16 protein-coding genes are annotated in these 20,654 nt (G+C 45.6%); 8 read left to right on the top strand and 8 right to left on the bottom strand.

Translation table 11 applies throughout. From position 1 onward, the window contains the following. Nucleotides 1–87 precede the first annotated feature (87 nt). Nucleotides 88–2,253, top strand: coding sequence for a catalase/peroxidase HPI (gene katG, locus NL646_RS03805; RefSeq protein WP_253663873.1), 2,166 nt, complete (start codon nucleotides 88–90; stop codon nucleotides 2,251–2,253). A 125-nt stretch (nucleotides 2,254–2,378) separates the two neighbouring features. Here the strand turns inward: katG and NL646_RS03810 are convergent, their stop codons facing one another. Next, a complete protein-coding gene (locus NL646_RS03810; RefSeq protein ID WP_005479211.1) occupies nucleotides 2,379–2,909 on the bottom strand; it encodes a cytochrome b in 531 nt (176 codons plus the stop codon). Between the two features lie 246 nt (nucleotides 2,910–3,155). Here NL646_RS03810 and ati1 point away from each other — a divergent pair, with 246 nt between their 5' ends. Next, the gene (ati1, locus tag NL646_RS03815) at nucleotides 3,156–3,605 is read left to right on the top strand and encodes an Ati1 family type III secretion system chaperone (RefSeq protein ID WP_005457555.1); all 450 of its coding nucleotides are present in this window, start codon (nucleotides 3,156–3,158) and stop codon (nucleotides 3,603–3,605) included. Nucleotides 3,606–3,645: 40 nt separating this feature from the next. Further along, on the top strand, nucleotides 3,646–5,139 hold the full coding sequence (locus NL646_RS03820) for a VPA0450 family T3SS effector inositol phosphatase (RefSeq protein WP_086484214.1): 1,494 nt from the start codon (nucleotides 3,646–3,648) through the stop codon (nucleotides 5,137–5,139). 91 nt (nucleotides 5,140–5,230) lie between these two features. On the opposite strand, the gene NL646_RS03825 is transcribed toward NL646_RS03820, so the two are convergent. Beyond that, entirely contained in the window at nucleotides 5,231–7,135 is a 1,905-nt protein-coding gene (locus tag NL646_RS03825) for a S8 family serine peptidase (protein WP_253663874.1), read from the bottom strand. Nucleotides 7,136–7,950: 815 nt separating this feature from the next. On the opposite strand from NL646_RS03825, the gene NL646_RS03830 reads away from it, so the two are divergent. Beyond that, nucleotides 7,951–11,469 carry an AAA domain-containing protein gene (locus NL646_RS03830; protein ID WP_053300659.1) on the top strand — a complete coding sequence of 1,173 codons (3,519 nt, stop codon included), beginning with the start codon at nucleotides 7,951–7,953 and terminating at the stop codon, nucleotides 11,467–11,469. 405 nt (nucleotides 11,470–11,874) lie between these two features. Here the strand turns inward: NL646_RS03830 and NL646_RS03835 are convergent, their stop codons facing one another. Continuing rightward, entirely contained in the window at nucleotides 11,875–13,332 is a 1,458-nt protein-coding gene (locus NL646_RS03835; RefSeq protein WP_253663875.1) for a DUF3360 domain-containing protein, read from the bottom strand. Between the two features lie 537 nt (nucleotides 13,333–13,869). Further along, nucleotides 13,870–14,163 (bottom strand): peptidylprolyl isomerase PpiC, encoded by a 294-nt coding sequence (ppiC, locus tag NL646_RS03840; RefSeq protein ID WP_079722410.1) that lies wholly within the window; start codon nucleotides 14,161–14,163, stop codon nucleotides 13,870–13,872. A gap of 250 nt (nucleotides 14,164–14,413) precedes the next feature. On the opposite strand from ppiC, the gene NL646_RS03845 reads away from it, so the two are divergent. Further along, the gene (locus tag NL646_RS03845; protein ID WP_005457535.1) at nucleotides 14,414–15,328 is read left to right on the top strand and encodes a chemotaxis protein; all 915 of its coding nucleotides are present in this window, start codon (nucleotides 14,414–14,416) and stop codon (nucleotides 15,326–15,328) included. Nucleotides 15,329–15,468: 140 nt separating this feature from the next. Here the strand turns inward: NL646_RS03845 and NL646_RS03850 are convergent, their stop codons facing one another. The 4 genes from NL646_RS03850 to hutW all read right to left on the bottom strand — a co-directional run bounded on the left by NL646_RS03850 (nucleotide 15,469) and on the right by hutW (nucleotide 18,637). Next, nucleotides 15,469–16,005, bottom strand: a complete 537-nt coding sequence (locus tag NL646_RS03850) for an ATP:cob(I)alamin adenosyltransferase (RefSeq protein ID WP_005488170.1) — start codon at nucleotides 16,003–16,005, stop codon at nucleotides 15,469–15,471. Nucleotides 16,006–16,080: 75 nt separating this feature from the next. After that, complete coding sequence (hutZ, locus tag NL646_RS03855) at nucleotides 16,081–16,611, bottom strand: heme utilization protein HutZ (RefSeq protein WP_253663876.1); 531 nt, start codon at nucleotides 16,609–16,611, stop codon at nucleotides 16,081–16,083. 118 nt (nucleotides 16,612–16,729) lie between these two features. Further along, nucleotides 16,730–17,233: a heme utilization cystosolic carrier protein HutX gene (gene hutX, locus NL646_RS03860; RefSeq protein WP_253663877.1), complete on the bottom strand. Its 504-nt coding sequence runs from the start codon at nucleotides 17,231–17,233 to the stop codon at nucleotides 16,730–16,732. A 33-nt stretch (nucleotides 17,234–17,266) separates the two neighbouring features. Continuing rightward, nucleotides 17,267–18,637 carry a heme anaerobic degradation radical SAM methyltransferase ChuW/HutW gene (gene hutW / locus NL646_RS03865; protein WP_031855327.1) on the bottom strand — a complete coding sequence of 457 codons (1,371 nt, stop codon included), beginning with the start codon at nucleotides 18,635–18,637 and terminating at the stop codon, nucleotides 17,267–17,269. 162 nt (nucleotides 18,638–18,799) lie between these two features. Here hutW and NL646_RS03870 point away from each other — a divergent pair, with 162 nt between their 5' ends. From NL646_RS03870 to NL646_RS03880, 3 genes are read left to right on the top strand one after another with little or no spacing between them, the layout of a single operon-like run. After that, nucleotides 18,800–19,543, top strand: coding sequence for an energy transducer TonB (locus tag NL646_RS03870; protein ID WP_025517877.1), 744 nt, complete (start codon nucleotides 18,800–18,802; stop codon nucleotides 19,541–19,543). Continuing rightward, nucleotides 19,543–20,235 carry a MotA/TolQ/ExbB proton channel family protein gene (locus NL646_RS03875; RefSeq protein WP_025500715.1) on the top strand — a complete coding sequence of 231 codons (693 nt, stop codon included), beginning with the start codon at nucleotides 19,543–19,545 and terminating at the stop codon, nucleotides 20,233–20,235. The genes NL646_RS03870 and NL646_RS03875 overlap by 1 nt, the downstream gene beginning before the upstream one ends. Continuing rightward, the gene (locus NL646_RS03880; RefSeq protein ID WP_047123294.1) at nucleotides 20,232–20,645 is read left to right on the top strand and encodes a biopolymer transporter ExbD; all 414 of its coding nucleotides are present in this window, start codon (nucleotides 20,232–20,234) and stop codon (nucleotides 20,643–20,645) included. Before NL646_RS03875 ends, NL646_RS03880 begins: the two co-directional genes overlap by 4 nt. Nucleotides 20,646–20,654 lie beyond the last annotated feature (9 nt).

Consider the following 20,654-nt stretch of genomic DNA (forward strand, 5'->3'; position numbering starts at 1 on the left):
AACATCAGTAATTAATAACGGATGCCCGTGTTTGTTCACCAGCTGTAACGACTAGCACTCGCAAAACGCAAGAATGGGAGAATTAACATGACACAACAAAATGCGCATTCCGCAGGCAAATGCCCCGTAATGCATGGCTCCATGACCACCAATGACAGAACAGAAAAGAACTGGTGGCCGAAGTCGCTCAACCTAGACATTTTGCATCAACACGACGCTAAAACGAATCCAATGCCGAGTGATTTTGATTACCAAGAAGAAGTCAAAAAACTCGATTTCTCTGCACTCAAACAAGACCTCATCGCACTAATGACCGATAGCCAAGAATGGTGGCCTGCTGACTGGGGACATTATGGCGGCTTGATGATTCGTATGTCATGGCATGCGGCAGGGACTTATCGAATCGCAGATGGTCGCGGCGGTGCGGGCACCGGTAATTTACGTTTTGCCCCGCTAAATTCATGGCCAGATAACGCTAATCTCGACAAAGCAAGACGTATCCTTTGGCCGATTAAGAAAAAATATGGCAACCAACTGAGCTGGGCCGATCTCATTGCGTATGCCGGTACGATGGCTTATGAATCCATGGGGTTGAAAACGTTCGGCTTCGGATTCGGGCGCGAAGACATCTGGCACCCAGAAAAGGACATTTATTGGGGCTCAGAAAAAGAATGGCTGGCACCTACCAACAACCCTAACAGCCGCTATTCAGGTGAACGGGATTTAGAGAATCCACTCGCCGCTGTGATGATGGGCTTAATTTATGTCAACCCAGAAGGCGTCGATGGACAGCCGGATCCACTCAAAACCGCGCACGACGTACGAGTTACGTTCGCTCGAATGGCAATGAATGATGAAGAAACCGTTGCCCTAACCGCTGGTGGCCACACCGTAGGTAAAGCGCATGGTAACGGTGATGCAGCCAATTTAGGCCCAGAGCCAGAAGGTGCCGACATTCACGACCAAGGATTAGGTTGGTTAAACAAGACAACCCGCGGCGTAGGCAACAACGCGGTCACCAGTGGGATTGAAGGCGCATGGACAAGCCAGCCAACGCAATGGGATAACGGCTATTTTCATCTGCTGTTAAATTACGATTGGGAACTGAAAAAAAGCCCAGCCGGCGCATGGCAATGGGAACCTATCGACATTAAAGAGGAAGACAAACCGGTCGATCCTGAAAACCCTAACGTTCGGCATAACCCAATCATGACAGACGCCGATATGGCGATGAAGATCGATCCGGAGTATCGCAAAATCTCAGAACGCTTCCATAGCGACCCGGCCTATTTCGCCGACACCTTTGCTCGGGCTTGGTTTAAATTAACGCACAGAGACATGGGGCCTAAGGCTCGCTACATCGGCCCTGATGTTCCGCAAGAAGACCTCATCTGGCAAGATCCGGTTCCTCACGGCAATGCAAACTACGATGTAGACGCGGTAAAAGCCAAAATCGCAGCCAGTGGGTTATCGGTTAGTGACATGGTCACAACCGCTTGGGACAGTGCACGCACGTTCCGTCAGTCTGACAAACGTGGTGGCGCAAACGGCGCTCGTATTCGCTTAGCACCACAAAAAGACTGGCAAGGTAACGAGCCAGAGCGGCTAGCCCGAGTATTACCGGTGTTGGAAAGCATCGCGAAAGATACGGGAGCCAGCGTCGCTGATGTGATCGTATTAGCAGGTAACGTCGGTATTGAGCAAGCCGCCAGCGCGGCGGGTGTTAACGTCACTGTGCCGTTCCTTCCAGGACGTGGCGACGCAACACAGGATATGACGGATGTTGAGTCTTTCGAGGTGTTAGAACCGTTGCACGATGGATATCGAAACTGGCTCAAACAAAACTACGTTGTAACACCGGAAGAAATGCTGTTGGATCGCACCCAGTTGATGGGGTTAACTGCCGCTGAAATGACGGTGCTCGTCGGAGGGATGCGCGTTCTTGGCACAAATCATGGCGGTAGCAAACACGGTGTGTTCACAGACCGAGTCGGCCAACTTACCAACGATTTTTTCATTAACCTAACCGACATGAACTACACGTGGGAACCCGTTGGCGAAAACCTTTACGAAATCCGCAGCCGTCGCTCTAAAGATGTAAAATGGACAGCGACCCGCGTCGATCTTGTCTTCGGTTCAAACTCAATACTCAGAGCCTATGCCGAGCTGTATGCGCAAGATGACAATGCAGGAAAATTCGTTGAAGACTTTGTCGCCGCGTGGACCAAAGTGATGAACGCCGACCGATTTTGATGTCATCCAAAGCGAAGCCTAATGTAACAATTAGGCATCCTTTCGCTTATATTAAAATGGCAGGTATCACTTACCTGCCATTTTGTTGCTCAGAAACTTTCGAAGCACATTCTTGTTTTGTCTTATCAAGCTTTGCCCAACATTCTCAGCAACGTTCCGTCCTGCTTAATAAAGTGATGCATAAAGCTGGCACCAAGGTGCAAAACCAATAGGAATGGCAACAACGCTTCACCACTAAACTCGTGGATCCCCTCGCCCAGCTCTTTCAGCATGTGTATTTCTCTGCCAGAACTCACTAATTCAAAACCAAACAGGCTCAGGCCGTACCCTTCTCCTACAGAAACCGCGATACCAGACAAAGGCAACACCACAGTTAAGGCCAAAAGAGAGTACATAACCACAGCCGCCGCGATAGACTCAAATTTACTTCTTTCAGTCATAGGTTTTGGCATACCTCCAATGAGTCTCCCAACTAACCTAGGCACGCTCAAGGCTAAGACTAAAAGTCCGAATGACATGTGAGCATTAAAAAGTAAGTTGTTTGATTCATCATCCATAACTAGACCAGAAATGAGTACCGCAATCATTCCAAGCCCGATAACCCAATGGAAAAACATCATTGATTTTGAGATTGCATTGTTCGTTTTCGCGTCCATCTTCTTTCTCCACGTAAAAGACATGGTTATTCTTCACATGAGCCATGAATAAAAGATGAATACTTTATTCAGACAAACCACTCTCAGACGAACTAAACAGGTCGCCGCCCTCTAGTTGTGGTCCGTGTTGATACGATAAAAATAAAAACTTACGCCCATACTCAATATCCTTCCACACCCTCACTCTTATACTCTTTCCCAAAATGAGTAATAACCATAATAAATTTTTAGATTGAGGGGAAAACAATGGATATCTACCAAGAAAGCATCAGTTTTTTAGGTAACGACGCGAACTTCGATGCAAACGGATTATTTCAATGTGAACTGTCATCGAATACAAATGACCATGATGAAGCGCTTTTCTTAACCATATTTAAGAACGAAACCACCATCAATTTGCACATGTCGTTGACCAGCCCTGTTGAGTTGCCAACACCTCTGCCAGAAGCCATCGCAATTGCAATCGGTGAACACGCGCTAGAACCATTTCGAGGTGGTTTCGGTGTTGGTTTAATGCCGGACAGCCGCAGACTGACCGTTTATAAGGTTATTTCGTTAGCTAATAAGCCTCAAAGTTATGTTCAAAACACATTCCAACAACTGCTAGAAAAAATTGAGCAGTGGCACCTCTTCATTGAACAAACCGATAACGAAGAAGCAATTCCAGAACAATTACCTGCTGGGATTTTCATTTAATCCCGCTAAAAACGACCATGTTTAGAAATGAGTTTATTTTATGTCGACAATTCAAATTAATAGTCAACATCGAGGTAATTTAGACCTCGCAGATATTCAAAATATCAAAACCAATGCGAAAGAAGGCGATACCGTTAAATTTGGCTCTGTATTTGGTAAAGAATACAGCGTTACCAAAAGCAATGATGGTGAAATTAGCCTCAAACAAAAAGAAAATCGCAGCTTTTTTAATCGCTTTTTTAGCAAAACAGATTCATCGAAAAACAGCGACTTAAAGCTGAACTTGATGAACCAACAACTGCACAAAAAAGAGAACAACGGCAACGTTAAGGTCCTGACGTTAACGTACAACCAAGCCAACCAAAAGATGCCTGCAGAGACGAAGAACTACTTCCAAAACCTTATCCAAAAGGGTGACTATGATGTGGTCTTATTTGCCGAACAAGAATCGAAATTGCTTGCTAACGACCTAGAACTCGATGGCATGAACCTGCTTAGCCAAAACAAAATGAAAGTCATGACTAAAGGGCTTAGTGAAGGTGTCAGCTACACTTCAATGTCTGTTTTTGCGAAAGATGGCGTCGATATCAACGTGAAAAAAGAGTCTGAATATCGTCACGGCATCGGTGGCCGAAACATGGAATTCTTCATGGGCATCACGGGTAATAAAGGCGGCGTGAAAACGGCTTTGGAGATCAATGGACAACCTTTAAACGTCATTTCTGCACACCTGGATTCCAACAAAGAAGTCAAACGTGAGTTCGAAGGCAACAAGTTGATGGAAGGCATTAATCCAAATGAGGAAGTTCTGATCACTGGCGATCTCAATGAACGTGAGAAGCGCGTTGCTGAAGGCTCTGATGTGCTGTACGACCCAATTGCCCACGATAATACGCACTTAGCGAAACATGGCTTTAAGTTCAAACCACTCGATAGCCATACTTACATGCAGCTAGATAAGCACACTGGCAATATTAAGCAGAAAGAAGGCCGAGATCGCCCTGACTTCGGTGAGCTGGATAATACTGGTTTAACCAACAAAACGGGCAACTTACAGAACCACCAAACCAGTGTTATCACAGAGGGTTTTGAGAATGTCAGCGACCATAAGCCAGTGCAGTCAACGTTCGAAGTCAGAAGCTTTTCTCAAAAGTTGATTGAAAACGCATTTACTCAAAATGCCAATGACTTTAAAAATGATGCCGCCTATCTGAAGCCAGGCACGAACCCAGCTAACGCAACGTTTGATGATGTAACCTCTGCTAACCAAGCACGTCTGGGTTTAGAAAACTTAAACCCGAATGAACAAGCATTCGTGAAAGAGAATTTTGCGAGCTTTATTATCGGTAAAGACGCGATCTTCAGCCAGCTAACTAGCGGCTTTATGGAGGAGATGGGCCAACTTCATGCCTCTGATCTTGCTAAGAACCCAACTCATCTACAAGCGCAGCAAATTGCGTTGAGCGAAAAATACGAACAGCTAAGCGATAAAGTAAACGCTGAGTTTAATAAACAATTCGTGGCAAATCTTTAGCCACAGAGCCGTATTTATCTCTGTTCGATATGGAAAACATAGAAAGTTAAAAACACAAAAAGGCCCTCTTCTCGGGCCTTTTTCATGGCGATCATTTGTTCGGCTTTCCTCCACCTTTTCCGCCGCCCTTACCACCACCAGAACCCGCAACCGTGATGTTATCGCTCCATCCACTCCAGAACAAAGAACCATCGCTTTGCTGAATGGTGCCAACACGATAATGCACTTCGCCATTGGCGCTGGAATCTTCAAACGTCATGACCGTTGGGTCGAGAACATCCCAACTGCTTAGGCTTTGCCATCGATTACGTTTTGCATTCCAACTCTCGCGTTCGACTCTAAAGCCTGCAATGGCACCTTGATCCCCCGAATAGTTCCAAGTGAGAGAAACAATACTATTGTTGATCGAGATGGAAAGAGCTTCTGGTGCCTTAACGACTAGAGGAGGTGGTGGTGGCGGTTCCGAAGGTGTCGCAGTCAGAGCTCCCACCAAATTAAGTCGTCCGTATTGAGAGATGCTCTGTAAATCTTGCCCATCAGCACCTATTGGATCCGCTCCCTGTTCCAACATCATACGAATCATCTGGTTACAAGGTACGCCAGAGGCATCTTGGCAAGTTGCAGGATCGGATAACTGATCTGCATATTTGTATGCCCAAAGTAACGCAGCTGCGCCAGCAACATGAGGGCTGGCCATGGATGTACCCGACTGCCAATGCAGACAGGCGTCATTATCGTAATCGAAGGTGCCACACTGCTCATTTGGCATCGTCGAGAGAATACTGTCACCGGGTGCCATTAGCGACACCCAATCGCTACCGAAACTAGAAAAACTGGCACGATTGTCATCGTCATCCGTAGCACCAACGGCAATCACGTTGTCGTAAGCCGCAGGGTAGTTTTTCATTGGGTCTCCTGCGTTACCAGCTGCGCTTACCAGCAACACACCTTTTCCCCAAGCGTAGTTAACAGCGTCATTTTCCGCTTGGCTATAACCGACTAAGCTAACCGGATTGCCCTCTTCATCGATTTCATCCGAGCCATAACTCATGTTAATCACGTGGTAGCCGTTATCGGCAGCATAGGTGATGGCATCAATGGAGGAAGATAGCGGGCATACCCCCGTCGCAGCGATAAGGAAGCAGCCAAAAAATGGGTCGCAGCTATAAATCAGATATTCGTAGCACGTCTTCAGGTTGCCAACAGAACTGTTAAAACCGACCCCAGCAATACCAATACCGTTATCTGTCTGAGCCGCCGCAATACCTGCGACATGGGTGCCGTGTCCAACCACATCCTCTAACGTATCACTTTGATAATCGGTGACAAATTTCTGCTGATCAACACATTTTCCGTTCCCGAACTCAATGCTACTCACGCTATCCCCTGCCATACGACAATCAATACCGGAATCGAGAATTGCTATCTTGACGGCAGAACTACCTTTCGTCATATCCCAAGCTTCGGGAGCATTGATATCTGCACCAGGCAAGCCAGAGGCCCCATCCAGATACGGACCAAATAGTGGGTCATTCACCACGGTAGAATGTACTTGCCCAGTATTATTGAGCGCCCACTGCTCAGAAAAGTAGTCACTAGCATAGATACTTCCACCGAGACCTTCATTGGGAACGTACTGAACGATGTGGTTGATATCAGGTTCTGCATACAACACATTCGGGTTCTGGTTAAAACGGGTTAACTGCGCTTCCACTGTTCCAACAGGCACTTGCAAGACATGCACATCAATGCCGGAAATGACTTTGAGCGATTTGGCTCTGCTCTCACGCATCAACTCCCCTACGTCAGACGCCGCTGCACCGGGACGGAATTTAACGAGAATACGATCCACGGCATAAGCCGGAGGTGGAGTTGTATGAACGGGATGAGGATGACTATCGAGGTAAGCCTGCGGTATAGCAAGGCTTTCTGGAACTGCCGCCTGCACAATCGCAGACGACAACAATAAAATCGGCAAGGATAATGAATGATGCATGGCACTATACTCCGTGTTGGATAAGTCCCTTCCTTGACTGAGGAACTCCATTTGCCAGATGAAACGGCAGCGGGTACGGCTCAGCCCCCATCAAAACCTTTTAACTTAGAATAGAAGTCTAATGATAAATTTACCAATAAGGAAAATATCTAAGGCATGCAATAGACCGATAGCAACGGTGAGAAAATGAGCAGGACTAACTATTTTCTTTGAAAAACCAGAAAATGTTTCTGGTCCGTAAAACACTTTCACCACATCAATTTTGGAAGAGAAGAGCGTTCTAAACGCATTTTTGGACAGAAATCAGTTAGGTCTGCAGCTAACGATTACTCCAAGCACATTAGTTTTTTATTGCGGTTTCATCAATTACCTAAATCTAAGATGAATATAAATGCAAAAGTGTTCTGATTTAGCTGTGAAGAACAGACAAACGTGTACCTCACGCACTAATCACGCAGCAATGCTCTGGATTTGACCTGCCCAACAAGTGCGATGTTTGCGATAACTTCCAGAAGCCACCAATACAACTTAAAAGTTGTCCATCAGCATAAAAACAACATTTTAGTTGTTTATACATGCATAAGTCACCAGCAGCCAAACATTCACATAATTAATCATTAAATTCATATAACATTAGGAGAAATAGACTTTAATACCCCTGCCCCAATTCTTCGACGGCTCGAATAGTCATCATCCGAATGACTAAAAGATCGACAAGTAAGAAATTGTTCAAAGTTCTAACAAAAAACACTCCCTTGGCAAGGGGATATTCGACTAAAATCACATGCTTATCGCAAAAATTTCAAGGACCGGGTATGAATAATCAGGGCTGGATTCACTATTGGCGTAATTCTCTTGCGGATGCCGATAGCGCGAAAGGTGCATTAAAAAAGCAAGACCTGAAAAATTATGTGCGAACGACAACCGACGAGTTCAAAGAAGGTAAGCTTAAACCTGATTCTACATTGCTAGAAGATCTGTTTCGCAATGAAGCAGATACCCTAACCGCCGTACAAATTCATCATCGACCGGTCACCTATTATCTTCGGAAAGTTCATGGGAAAGATTACAGCGGCAATATGCCTGGTGTACTGACACCAATTGTCTGCTCTTTATGGGTCAATCGTGAAGGACTACTATTTCCCAACACCACGCCATTCATACCTCGTGATTTGCTTGCTCCTCAAGGAAATGACACCTTTACTATCGCTGACGTCGATAAGCTCGATGAATTCCTAACAACAAATGAAATTCCAGCGCAGTCTACTGAAAGTATTCCAGCCAAATTCGAACAAGAAGAACAGTATCAGAACCATCAAAAAGATTGGCACAACTACTACGGACTCACCCAAAAACTATTTGCCGATTACTGCGATAGAAACCGAATCAAGCAGTTCTACGAACACATTGAAAGTCGTGGCTTAGTCAACAAAATCAGCGAGTGCTTGGGAGCTTCAAGGCATATTTTAAAACTGTACGATAACCTGAGCAATTCAAGCACAGCTTTGCCTCTGCTTGATAGTTACGCGGCAAAAACAGTAACCAACCACGATGAATGTATTGAAGTATCTCAGACAGTGCATTCGCGTTTTGGCCACTCAAATAGTCAATTCCCGCTAACTAAAGCGCAATGCGATGCCTTGACCCATACCTTAGCCATGCAAGAAGGCGATATTCTTGCGGTAAATGGTCCTCCTGGCACAGGTAAAACAACGTTTGTTCTATCTGTAGTCGCATCACTGTGGATTGAATCTGCGCTAAAAGAGAGTCAGCCGCCGCTAATCATTGCGGCATCGACTAATAATCAAGCAGTAACCAACATCATTGATGCCTTTGGTAAAGACTTCGATGAAGGCGACGACGAACTATCAGGCCGATGGTTGCCCGACATTTTTAGCTATGGTGGCTACCTGCCATCGGCGTATGGAGAATTGGAAGCAGCCAAAAGTTACCAAACTAAGCATTTCTATGAAAAAGTCGAGCAGTTGGATTTTCTCGATCAAGCCCAAGCGCATTATTTGGATAGAGCAAAACAGGCGTTTCCACAACAGAATTTTGCTGATGTAACGCAAGTTAAAGCGTATCTCCTTGCCGAATTGCGCCAACATCAAAACCAGTTAGATCACATCCAAAACAATTGGCATCACTACAACCGCCAACTAAATGACATCCATTCTCGGCTGGGGAACAATCCCCAACAAACATTGGCAGATCAACAACAAGCCGTTTCTAATGCGCAAGCATTGAAAGATAACGCCAAAGAACAGTTAACTGCGTGGCGAAGCTACCTCGGCAATGAATCTACATGGTTAACTCTGTTTAAGTGGTTACCGCCAATTAAGAATAAACTTGAACTCCAGCGCAGGAGTTTCATGTATAACCTTATTGAGCACGATGAAGAGCAAATTGAAAATCTGTCATCAGACCGATTTGAGAGCCTACTCAAGCAAGTATTTTCTAGTAAAAAAGACGATTTTGATGATCAAAAAAATCGGTATCAATCTTGGCTAGAGCAGTATCAAGAGTTTGAGCAATCACAACTGAATTGGCTTAATTCTATCAATAACTTTACTGAAGACTCTCCAGAGCAAACTATTCCACAACTGACTGACATCGATTCGGTTTTAGATATCACGACCCGTTTTCGAATGTTCCGCTTAGCGGTCCATTACTGGGAAGCATGCTGGCTGCTCAGTTGCCGAGATTTGGGTCAAGAGTTGAACAAGCAGGCCCGGAAAACAGGTTTGAAAACAGTTCGTCCTCGCTGGCAACGCCGAATGATGCTTACTCCTTGCATTGTATCAACGTTCCATTCTCTGCCTTCTCATATGACTTACCAGTCTCACGTTGGAAATAATGAATTTGAAACTGACTATCTGCTTAATGAAATCGACCTTTTGATCGTTGATGAAGCAGGCCAAGTAGCTCCAGAAGTTGCCGCAGCCTCGTTCTCACTAGCCAAAAAAGCGTTGGTGATTGGTGATATTTACCAAATCCCGCCGATTAGAAATGTGTGCTCATCAATTGACCGGGGTAATTTAAAGCAGCATAAAGTTATCAGCTCTGATGATGAATACACAGTCATTCAAGAGGAAGGCCGAAGTGTAGTGACTGGCAGTGTGATGCATGTAGCGCAACAAGCAAGCCGCTTTCATTATATGCCGGAAGCTGAGCCTGGAATGTTTTTGCAAGAACATAGACGCTGCTACGATGAATTAATCTCATACTGCAATGACCTTTGCTATCAAGGTATCCTGATCCCCAAGCGAGGACAAGCGACCGAAGATAGCCTCTACTCTCCTTTCAGTCATTTGCACGTCGACGGTATCGCGGAATCATTTAGCGGCAGCCGACGCAATAAGTTAGAAGCAGAAACTATCGCTGCATGGCTACATGCCAATAAGGTTGAAATAGAGAATTACTACGGCGAGCCACTGGCCAAGTGTGTGGGTATCATTACTCCATTTTCAGCTCAAGTGAACCAGATCAAGACCGCGTGTGGTGAGTTCGATATCAAAGCAGGCAAGGGGGATGACCAACTAACCGTTGGCACCGTTCACTCTCTTCAAGGTGCTGAACGCAAAATCATTATTTTTTCCCAGGTGTACACCAGACACAACGATGGCGGGTTTATCGATATGGATCCGTCAATGCTCAACGTCGCTGTCTCTCGAGCCAAAGATGCATTCTTGGTGTTTGGTGATTTGGATATCATTGAAGCTGCGCCATCATCTTCTCCACGAGGATTACTCGCCAAGTATCTCTTCACTGACGAGCGAAATGAGCTTGAGTTTAGTGTTGGTCAACGCCCCGATTTATTACAAATATGCGGCCATCCGAAACTGCTAACCAATGCCGAAGAGCACGATGCGTTCTTATCAAAACTGCTGAGGGAAGTACAACGAAAAATAGATATCGTCTCGCCTTGGTTACTGCTAGACAAACTGCAATCAACTGGTCAGTTAGAACTACTAAAAACAGCACTGCACAAAGGTGTCCAGATAACCATACACACCGACAGACATTTCAATACCACGGTCGCAAACCACCCGGATACTAATAAAGTAAAAGCGTTTCAACATTGCTGCGCGACCTTGGAACAGCTTGGTATCGTTATCAATGTGATAAATGGTGTCCATAGTAAAAGCGTTTTTGCTGATGATCGGTATATGGCGGTGGGGTCATTCAATTGGTTTAGTGCAAGCAGAAGCGGAAAATACGCTAATATCGAGACATCATTAATCTATGTCGGTGAGTTAGAGAAGGAGATCAAAACTCAACTCGACTTCTTAAATAGCCGAAGCTGCAACACAAACAAGCAGCCCGTGACGTAGACACAAAGCGTCACTCTTTTGTCCCGAAGTGACTCAAAATCATTTTCAGCATACCCTCAGACAGGTAATTGCTAATTAATCATTTTTAATTAGCAACTACGAAGTGAGTTGCATTCCTTTCAGATGAATTTTATTGGGAAAAATTTGGAACTAGAAGAGCAAGCGATTTTATGAGCGAAAATGACAATGGGGCATAAACCAGTTACATCAACTTCAAGTCACCATTTCCAAATGACTAGGGCGCTGAAGTGAAAATTGGCTTCCCCCTTTTTATCGAGTTTAACTCAGCACTAAAGAAGTGAACCAATAGTCTTATCTAATATCTGATGGACTTTGGACAAGAGTAGAGTGGGAACGAGAGAAGGCATAGATAGTTACCATCTATGCCTTTAGAACAAGCGTCTATTAGCTAATTAGAGCGGGAATACCCGGAAGCTGACCAACGACAGCAAGGGAACCTGCGCAAATGATAAAGGCCACGCCAGGGATCAGGTATTTATCTTTACCCGATAGTTCGTTAGCGCGCTCATGGTCACCGATAAGTCCGAGGTTATCCAACAGCATAGTTATTGCCCAGCCGAACACAGGGTTAACGAATGCACAAGCAAAAATACAGATACCCGCACTGAGTGAATCTTTATGCTTATGGATCATCTGCATACCCGCTTCAAGAAGTGGTAAGAACACACCGACAATCAACGCAACGCGTAAAACAGGCTCCCACATCGCGAGATCCATTGGGTAACCAATTACCGCGGCAGCAATACACATTAAGCCAGTTAACAGCGCGCCACCAGGAATAGGACGTTTGGCAATTGCGGCTGGAATCATGTACGTGCCCCAAGAAGAGGCTAAGTTACCGCCACCTAATAGTGAACCAACCCCCTGACGAATAGACGCGCCGACCATCGTATCGTCGACATCCATTAGTACGCCTTTCGCTTCTTTTGGGTAGTTAAGTTCTTGAAAAACTCGATGCCCAAGGTAGTCAGGAGACCACATAGCGACGGCTAATAGAGCAAATGGCGTAACAGCAATAAAGTGCTCCAAAGTTGGCCAACCTAGTTGCCAGCCGGTATTTTCACCCCACCAGTAGAATGGACTGAAATTAGGCAGGCCAGGCTCAGTGGTAAAAGCAAACTCAGCGCCCATCGCGTAAGCGACAATACCCGCTAGCGCAGAACACAGTGGGATAGCCAACCAACGTTTGTTGATCTTGGCTAAGTAGGCATAAACCATAACCGTTAGACCAATGACCACAAACGAGATGTAACCTTTGTCGGTACTTGCAGCCCACGCTTCTGTCTTATTGATTTGTCCGATCAATCCCACTGCGCCAAGGTAGATCAGCAACCCACCTCTAACCCCAATGCCAGTCAGGGTCATGAGTTTTGAACCGCCTTTAGTAAAAGCGAGAATTAAGCCAAACGCACAGACCATCAAACCGAGAGCCAGAGGATGCCCGCCAGCGGCAGCAATCATAGGAATCAGCGGTATCATTGGGCCATGAGTACCGGCCAAGTTTGCGTTCGGGTTTAGGATGGCGGAAAACAGGATAACGAACAGAGCACCTGCAATAAGCAGTTCGTAACGCACGTTTTCTGCAACGAACTCCGGAGATAAACCGAACTGAGCGGCAAAGGCCGCAACCATGGCGGTCACCATAACCACTTTTCCTATGGTGGCGGCTAACGCTGGTACCCAATCTTCGATTTCAATACTGTAATCACGCGATGGCAAATGAATACCCCAGCGACGAAAGCTCATGACGGTTAAATCATGGTTTAGAAAGTCTTCTCGGCTTTCAAATTCATGCGGTTTCTTGCGCACATCCCTGTAAAAAGTCTTACTTGAGTCAGACATTGAGTTATCCTTTTTTACGTTTCAAAGCTGAACCATCTCAACTAGAGTTTCGCGAGGTACACAAACCTTCGACCAATACGAGACCACACCCTAGCTGCTATCGAGCACCTTTATTGATTTGCACTTATTAAGCATGTGTTGCTACCGGTAGGAATATTAGACATTAGTAAAAGAGCAACAAAACTCTCACTTATTAAACATTAACTTAACAATGCGTTAGTGTGCGTTGATCTTGTATGAGTTGTTTTCTCAAGGTAAGCCAAAGGGAGAACGGTCGTCGCTCCAACTTATGTTTGTTAAAGACTAAGTTTTTGGGGAACGTAATGGTTGCTATTGAGGTACGTTGTCTATTTGCAGTCAGCTTGAAGCCATTAGAAATAATGGTGTGAAAGGAATTAAATAGAGTTTCTGACTCTGAATGATTTTGGGCAAGAATAAGTGAATCATGGCAAGCCAATTCGTGCTTACCATGATTTCTGCTCGTATGTACTGGCGTTCAAGAAACTCGAAAGTCAGCTCATGAGCTCTGGGTAGAGGCTATGTTCTGTAGAGAACCTTGACCACATGCCAGCCAAATTTTGTTTTGACCAAGTGCGGAGTTAACACTTCACCAGAAAAACAAACTTTGTCGAATTGAGGCACCATTTGACCGCGACGGAACTCACCGAGGTCACCACCACGTTTGCCAGACGGGCAAGTTGAATACTTTTTCGCTAGTGTTTGGAATTTAGCGCCTTTTTTCAGTTGCTTGATGATGTCTTCAGCTTGTTCTTTGTGCTTAACAAGAATGTGCAATGCGGCTGCTGTGTTTGCCATGTGTTTATCTCTCACTATTCTGGTGGCGCAAGTTTACCGAATACACTGGTTTGCGCCAAACATTTCTCCACCTAACCCATTTTAGGCCATGGCTTGCCCCAAACACACTTGGCTAGGTGATGAAAACCTGTGCAACACGGGTAATATTGACCTCGATTTATAAAGAGATTGCTTAAAAAGCTCACATTTACTTCCTATACGGTTGAAGCTGTCGCTTTATAAGATATGATTAGACACAAATCGGTGGCATTTATAAGGTTATTTCATGGCAAAAGTCGTTAGTAAGGCGAATCAATCTCAGGGTATGTTGATGTTTAAGCTTACCCTGCAACAAAACTTCGCAATAGGGACACTTAAAGTTCGTGAAATTGTACCCTACATGCCAACCACAAAAATCCCGTATTCCCATCACCATGTGATTGGTACGGTGACCATTCGTGATCTCACCGTTCCTGTTATCGACATGTCAGCTGCGGTTGGCTTTCGTCCAATTACGCAAGAAGAATACAAAAACTGCTACCTCATCGTGACCGACTGTTTACGCACTGTGGTTGCGTTTATGGTTCGTAGCATAGAGAAGATCATCGAATGTGATTGGAAAGCCATTGAAACACCACCAGCAAGTGCTGGAAAAAACATCTTCGTAACGGGTATCACTCGTTATGGCGATCAAACAGTTCAAATGCTCGATGTCGAGCTGCTGCTTTCTAAAATTTATCCGCAGTATGAAAACGCGAATATCCCGATGCTGACGGATGTAGAGCGTGAACGTCTCAAAGCACTGAATATCTTGTTGGTGGATGACTCGTCGATTGCGCGTAAGCAATTAAGTGACGCGCTAGATAGCATCAATATCTCCTATCAAATTTGTAAAAATGGCTCAGATGCGCTGCAGTTGATGAAAAATGAGGCAGAAGCAAATCGCCCAATAGATATTTTGGTCAGTGATATTGAAATGCCGGGATTGGATGGTTACGAGTTAGCGTTTGAAGTGCAAAATGACTCAGCTCTTAATCACTCGTACCGCATTCTGCATACTTCACTGTCGAGTGAGATTTGTGTCGATAGAGCGCATCAAGTTGGCGCTCACGAAGCGTTAGAAAAGTTTAATGCTGGTGAGCTCATCGAAGCTATGCTCCGCGGGGCAAAAGAGCTAGAAGCCAATGCCATGGCTTCTTAACGTTCAACTGAACATAATATGTGGCTTTGTGTTCACTCGAAATCGTTATCACTTTGTCGTCATTTCAACGATTTATTGCTGACTATTGATGACACTGCGACGCTTAAGGCACGTGTACTAAAGCGACTTGTTTACAGCGTTTACTTCTTTGGCATAGCGTAGCTGCGAGACACAAACTCAGTTTCTTCCACTTGGTAAACATGATTTATGTAGGAAGCCAAACTGTAAATGACATTGGCCATTAAGTTGGCGTAACGGAACAGAATCGGCGCTGGTTGCTTTTTCCCAGCATGCTCTATCGCGACGAGTGCTCGAACGGTTTTCTTTGCTTGGCAGCGGCACAAATGCAGTTGACTAGACGTAGCATGGCCTCCCGGCAGCACGAAACCTTTAAAACCACCGTCTATGCGCGCTTTTACGGCCTCATAGTCTGCTTTAAGCTCTTCAACTTCCGATTCTGTAATCGCTAACTTGCCACGCACCGAACCATTGAGATGGTAAACATTAGGCTGAAGGCGCGTGAGAATATCTCGACTGAAGTCGTCCAATTCCATCGACAGCACCAACCCAATCCGGCTGCACAACTCGTCTGCGGTGATCTCGAAATCGCACACAGGGCTGTCTTCGTAAATAAAGGGATAACAGATCTCGCTCAATTCCTTGCTTACAGGTCTCATGCTGTTGTTCCAATGTAAAAAAGGGAGCCAGTATAACCTAACTCCCTCTTAGTAATCATAAAAACGACGTCCGCATTAGGCGTTTTCGATTTTCTTGTGGCCTTCTTGTAGATGCACAAAATCAACCAAGTCATCGCCTGAGACTTGATACGCTTGACCGAACCCTTTTACGAACAAACCTTTCTCAGCTTTAAGGTTGAACAGTACAAAGTCTTCAAGCTGACTTAGACCGTCGATGATGTCACCGAAACGCGCTTTCATCTGATCAACGACCAATTGCCACATTTCAGTATCACGCTCAACAACCGTTGCTACCGCATCAAACGTCAAACGCTTACGTGCGAAAAGCTGTTTGGATGAATCTTCATCTTCGATCATCATCAGTGAAACGTTTGGATTTTCTAGCAGATTTCGAGCATGGCGAGCAATCTGAGAGATCAAAACGAAGTAACCTTCCTGATTCTGAACATAAGGCGCGTAACTTACGTTCGGACGGCCTTCGCTGTCTACCGTTGCAAGCTGTAAAGTACGGCGCTCCTGACGAAATTCCTTTATCTCTGGCCCTAGACGGCCTTGCAAACGCTCTTGTTTAACTTGTTGATCCATATTGATACCTGACTTTATTTCTATTTATTTGTCCCGAATTCTAGTTCGGTTATGTATGTTCGTGGTCGCGACTTCTCACACCCTTGAATGTAAAAGCCGCGACGACTGGCTGTCTTTGTTACTGATTTAGCTCAGCTTGCATGGCACGAAACGCCGTTACCTGCTCAGCAATAAGTTCGCGTTTTTCGTCACGCCCTAAGTACACTTTGAAGATATTGCTGCCGCATTCAGAGAAAAAGCCAAAGTAGTGACTTTCACGTCCCATAAACGGTTTACTGACCAGCGCGATATTTTTCACGTTATCCAATTTGAGGTGACCATGCAGCTCACCTTCTCGCCCCATTAGATTGTAATAACCACGCGCAACTTTGCCTTTCGGAAAAGGCGCTTTCACTTCGAAAATAGAGCCGAAGGAGTGTACGATCGTCGTCACTGGGCCAAAACCAACTAGGCTTTCAAGGATTGTTTGCGCTTGTTCGCCCGGAGCAATCGCAACCATCTCTCGCGGCAGTGCAGCGACAACATCAAATTCTGTCACACCTAAACGCTCTGCCATTGCGGCAGGCAGAAGTTGAGGTTCTTGTTCCAATAGAACTTCTACCTGTTGCTTGATTGATTCCATTTTGTTTTCCATCTTTTCTTCAATTTGTCTTCATTAATTATTGGATACTTTTGGCACGCTTTCGTTCATCTCTGATGTCAGTACCTGAATACAGGCTTGCGCTAACGAAACGGCCCAAAAACTGCCCGCTAAAGTAAGCACTAAGCTTCGCTCTTGAAGCTCAACTAAGCCTTTGTCTTGCCATACTTTAAACATCGGCATGAGAAAATCGAACGTATCGCTACCCATAAACACCGGCAATTTACTTGCCTGAACAATGCCGCGGTCAAACCCGGATTTTAGCGCTGCAAATAATGGCTCTAATGGGCTGTGCTTCATCATCATCGCAATCGTACTTTGCCCTTCATTCACCGCTTTGATGTAGGTGTCTAAAGTACGGTGCAGCATCATCCCGTAGCCGCCAATGTTGCCACCAGCACCGCATCCAATCGGTAACACTTCTGCGTACGTCTTGGCTAAGCTGTTGTATAGGCTACGCTCACGGTTATCGACGGCCCAGTGGTTCACGCTCAACTGCTTCATGTGGTGCTTCGCCATAAAGTTCACACCTAGCTCATACATGCCCGCTTTCTCTGGCGTCGTCGCTGGTGGTGGGATCTTGCCTTTTTCAACGAGATTGAGCATTGGCGCAGTTCCACCCACGACCAACTGATACAAATCCAAGCCATGCGCGCCTGTCGACATAAAATCGTTAAGATCTTGTTCAAGTATTTCTTTGGTTTGATAAGGCAAGCCGTACAACAAGTCGATGATGACTGGGATTTTGTCTTCCTTCGCCAGTTCCGAAACGCGTTTAAGTACGTCTTCTCTATCATCAAGACGCTTTGCACTGCGACGAACTTGAGTGTTGAAGCTCTGCACACCAAAAGAGAAGCGATTAAAGCCGCCATCTAACGCACCTTGATACAACTCATCGGAAAAACGATTGATGCGCCCTTCTAAAGTAATTTCGCAATCAGACGCGAGAGGGAAATAATCATGAATGGCCTGCCCCAGCACGCGAACTTGTTCGGGAGAAAGATCGGTCGGCGTTCCACCACCAATGTAAACCGCATGGAAGATGCCGCTTTGCGTCCAAGGAAGTGCTGCTTTCTCCTTCAATTCCTGCATTAAAGCAGCGAAGTACTCATCGACAAGTTTGCGACTGGCCGCATTCTGAAAGAAGTTACAAAAAGTGCAGCGAACACGGCAAAACGGTACGTGAATGTACAAACAGCGCTTGTTGTTTCTCACGTTTTGGTCAGAAGCAATGCTCGACAAAACCCCTGCTTGTTGAGGTGGAGGTACTGGCACACTCGCTCCGCCAGCATGAGCCGAGTGCTTCTTCACAAAAGCAAATCTCAGGGGGTCAGGGCTATCGCTGCCCAGAACTGATTCGTCAAATTTATCAATATCGACGCTCATATATACTCACTTAAACCCCACCACATAAGGGATAGAGGCTAATCTCAAAAAAACTGCAAGGATCATAATTTGACCGTAATGATAATGCAATTGATAATTGATCTTATTTCGATTGTAAGTAATAATCGCCTCAAGTTTTCATAGTACTACCGAGAATAACCCGTGAACGTACAAAGATATGTCATTGCAGGAGGCGCCTCTCTCGTCATTCATGCCGCACTTCTTTTTGTCTCGCAAGAGAACAAAGTGTTCGCAATGCCTGCTGGAAACCCAGCAAGCTCGGTAAGCCTCAACCTTGTATCTGCACCACCGCCAACGCTCGAAAAGCCCACACCAGAGAATGTGGAACCACCAAAAGAGCCACAGCCTCAAAAGCAGCCTGAGCCTGAAAAGAAGATCGTTAAGAAGCAGGTTGTCAAAAAAGAGGCGGTGAAGAAAAAGGTGGTCGAGAAAAAGCCAGAGCCAATTAAGCAACCTAAGAAAGTGGAACCAACCAAAACGGTTGCCAAGCAAGAAACTCAGCCCAAAGCCGAACCGAAGAAAAAAATAGAACCGGTGAAGAAAGATACGGTTACTCAGCAAACTGCATCAGCGAGCCAATCCAAAGGGGCAACATCTCAGCCTATTTTGGTCGACAAACCAACGTTTGTGAGTCAACCAACGCAGCCCCGCTATCCAAGATCTGCACAAAGACGCGGTATCGAAGGCGCAGCCTTGTATGAGGTATGGCTCGATGAAAATGGCAACCAAATCAAACATGTTTTGCTTGAATCATCTGGCGCCGAGTCGCTGGATGCCTCAGCACTGCGAGCCATTAAACAATGGCAATTTACACCACATATTTTAGGCGGGCTAAAAGTGGCTCACCGAGTACAAATACCAGTTCGTTTTAAGTTGGAAGGATAATGGAACAGCTACAAGAATTACAAACTCAGTTCGGTCTTATGACATGGCCTTTGATCATTTGCTCGGCACTCACCGTCATGATCATTGCAGAACGACTCTTCCAAGTATTCATCAGTCTTGGCGTTGGCAAAAGTGCCATTCGTCAACATTTGGCTAGTCTAGACCCAACCAACAGCCGAGATATTGAAGCGCTGGCCGATGAGTTGTCGGGCAAGCGTCCCTTGCTTTATCGCGGTGTAGCAATGCTATTGGCTCACCACTCATTCGCTAAATCGCTGCGTGAAGACGCGGCGGGCATGTGGCTGCAAGAAAAGCGTCATCAACTGCATTCTGGTCTTCGCCTTCTGACGTTGATCGGCGTAATCAGCCCGCTAATTGGTCTTCTCGGCACAGTATTGGGATTGATTGAGATGTTTAAAGGCATTGCGGTTTCAACTGGGAACATCACACCTAACGATTTGGCCGACGGCTTGGGTTTAGCCATGCGCACAACGGCCGCAGGCTTGATCATCGCCCTACCCGCTATTTCTGGCGCACAAATCATCGGTTTGTGGGCTGACCGCGTACTCGCCAAACTTGAGCATACTCTCAACTACGTGAATTTGTGGCTTGAAGGCATTTCCCTGCAGCACGTGTCTCCAGAAAAAACAACGGCAAGTGTCACCAAAACGGCTGAGGCGAAAGCTTCATGATCAAAGTACCACAGGACAATAACCGCAACGGCTTAACACCAGATTTAACACCGCTGTTAGACATCATTTTTATTGTGATGGTTTTCTTGATGCTTACCACCGCAGTCAAACTCGACTCATTAGATGTCGCGCTGCCAAGCACCGACTCTCAGGCCGTTGCAGAGGTCGATAAGCAGTCGATTACCGTTAATATCCTCAAGGATGAGCCTTATTGGGCGATCAACGGACAGACGTACATTGATTGGGAAAACTTCACTCTCGCGCTGTTAGAAGAGAGTAAATCGACCGATAAACCTATTGTGATTGGCGCAGAAAAAACGGCCAATATTCAATCACTTGTTCAGCTTCTTGGCTTTTTGCAAGAAAACGGAATTCAGGCGACTCAATTGCTCACTGAAGAGTCGCCATAACAAGAACAT

The sequence above is a fragment of the Vibrio sp. Y20_XG_PY13 genome (assembly GCF_024181925.1).
GTDB lineage: Bacteria > Pseudomonadota > Gammaproteobacteria > Enterobacterales > Vibrionaceae > Vibrio > Vibrio parahaemolyticus.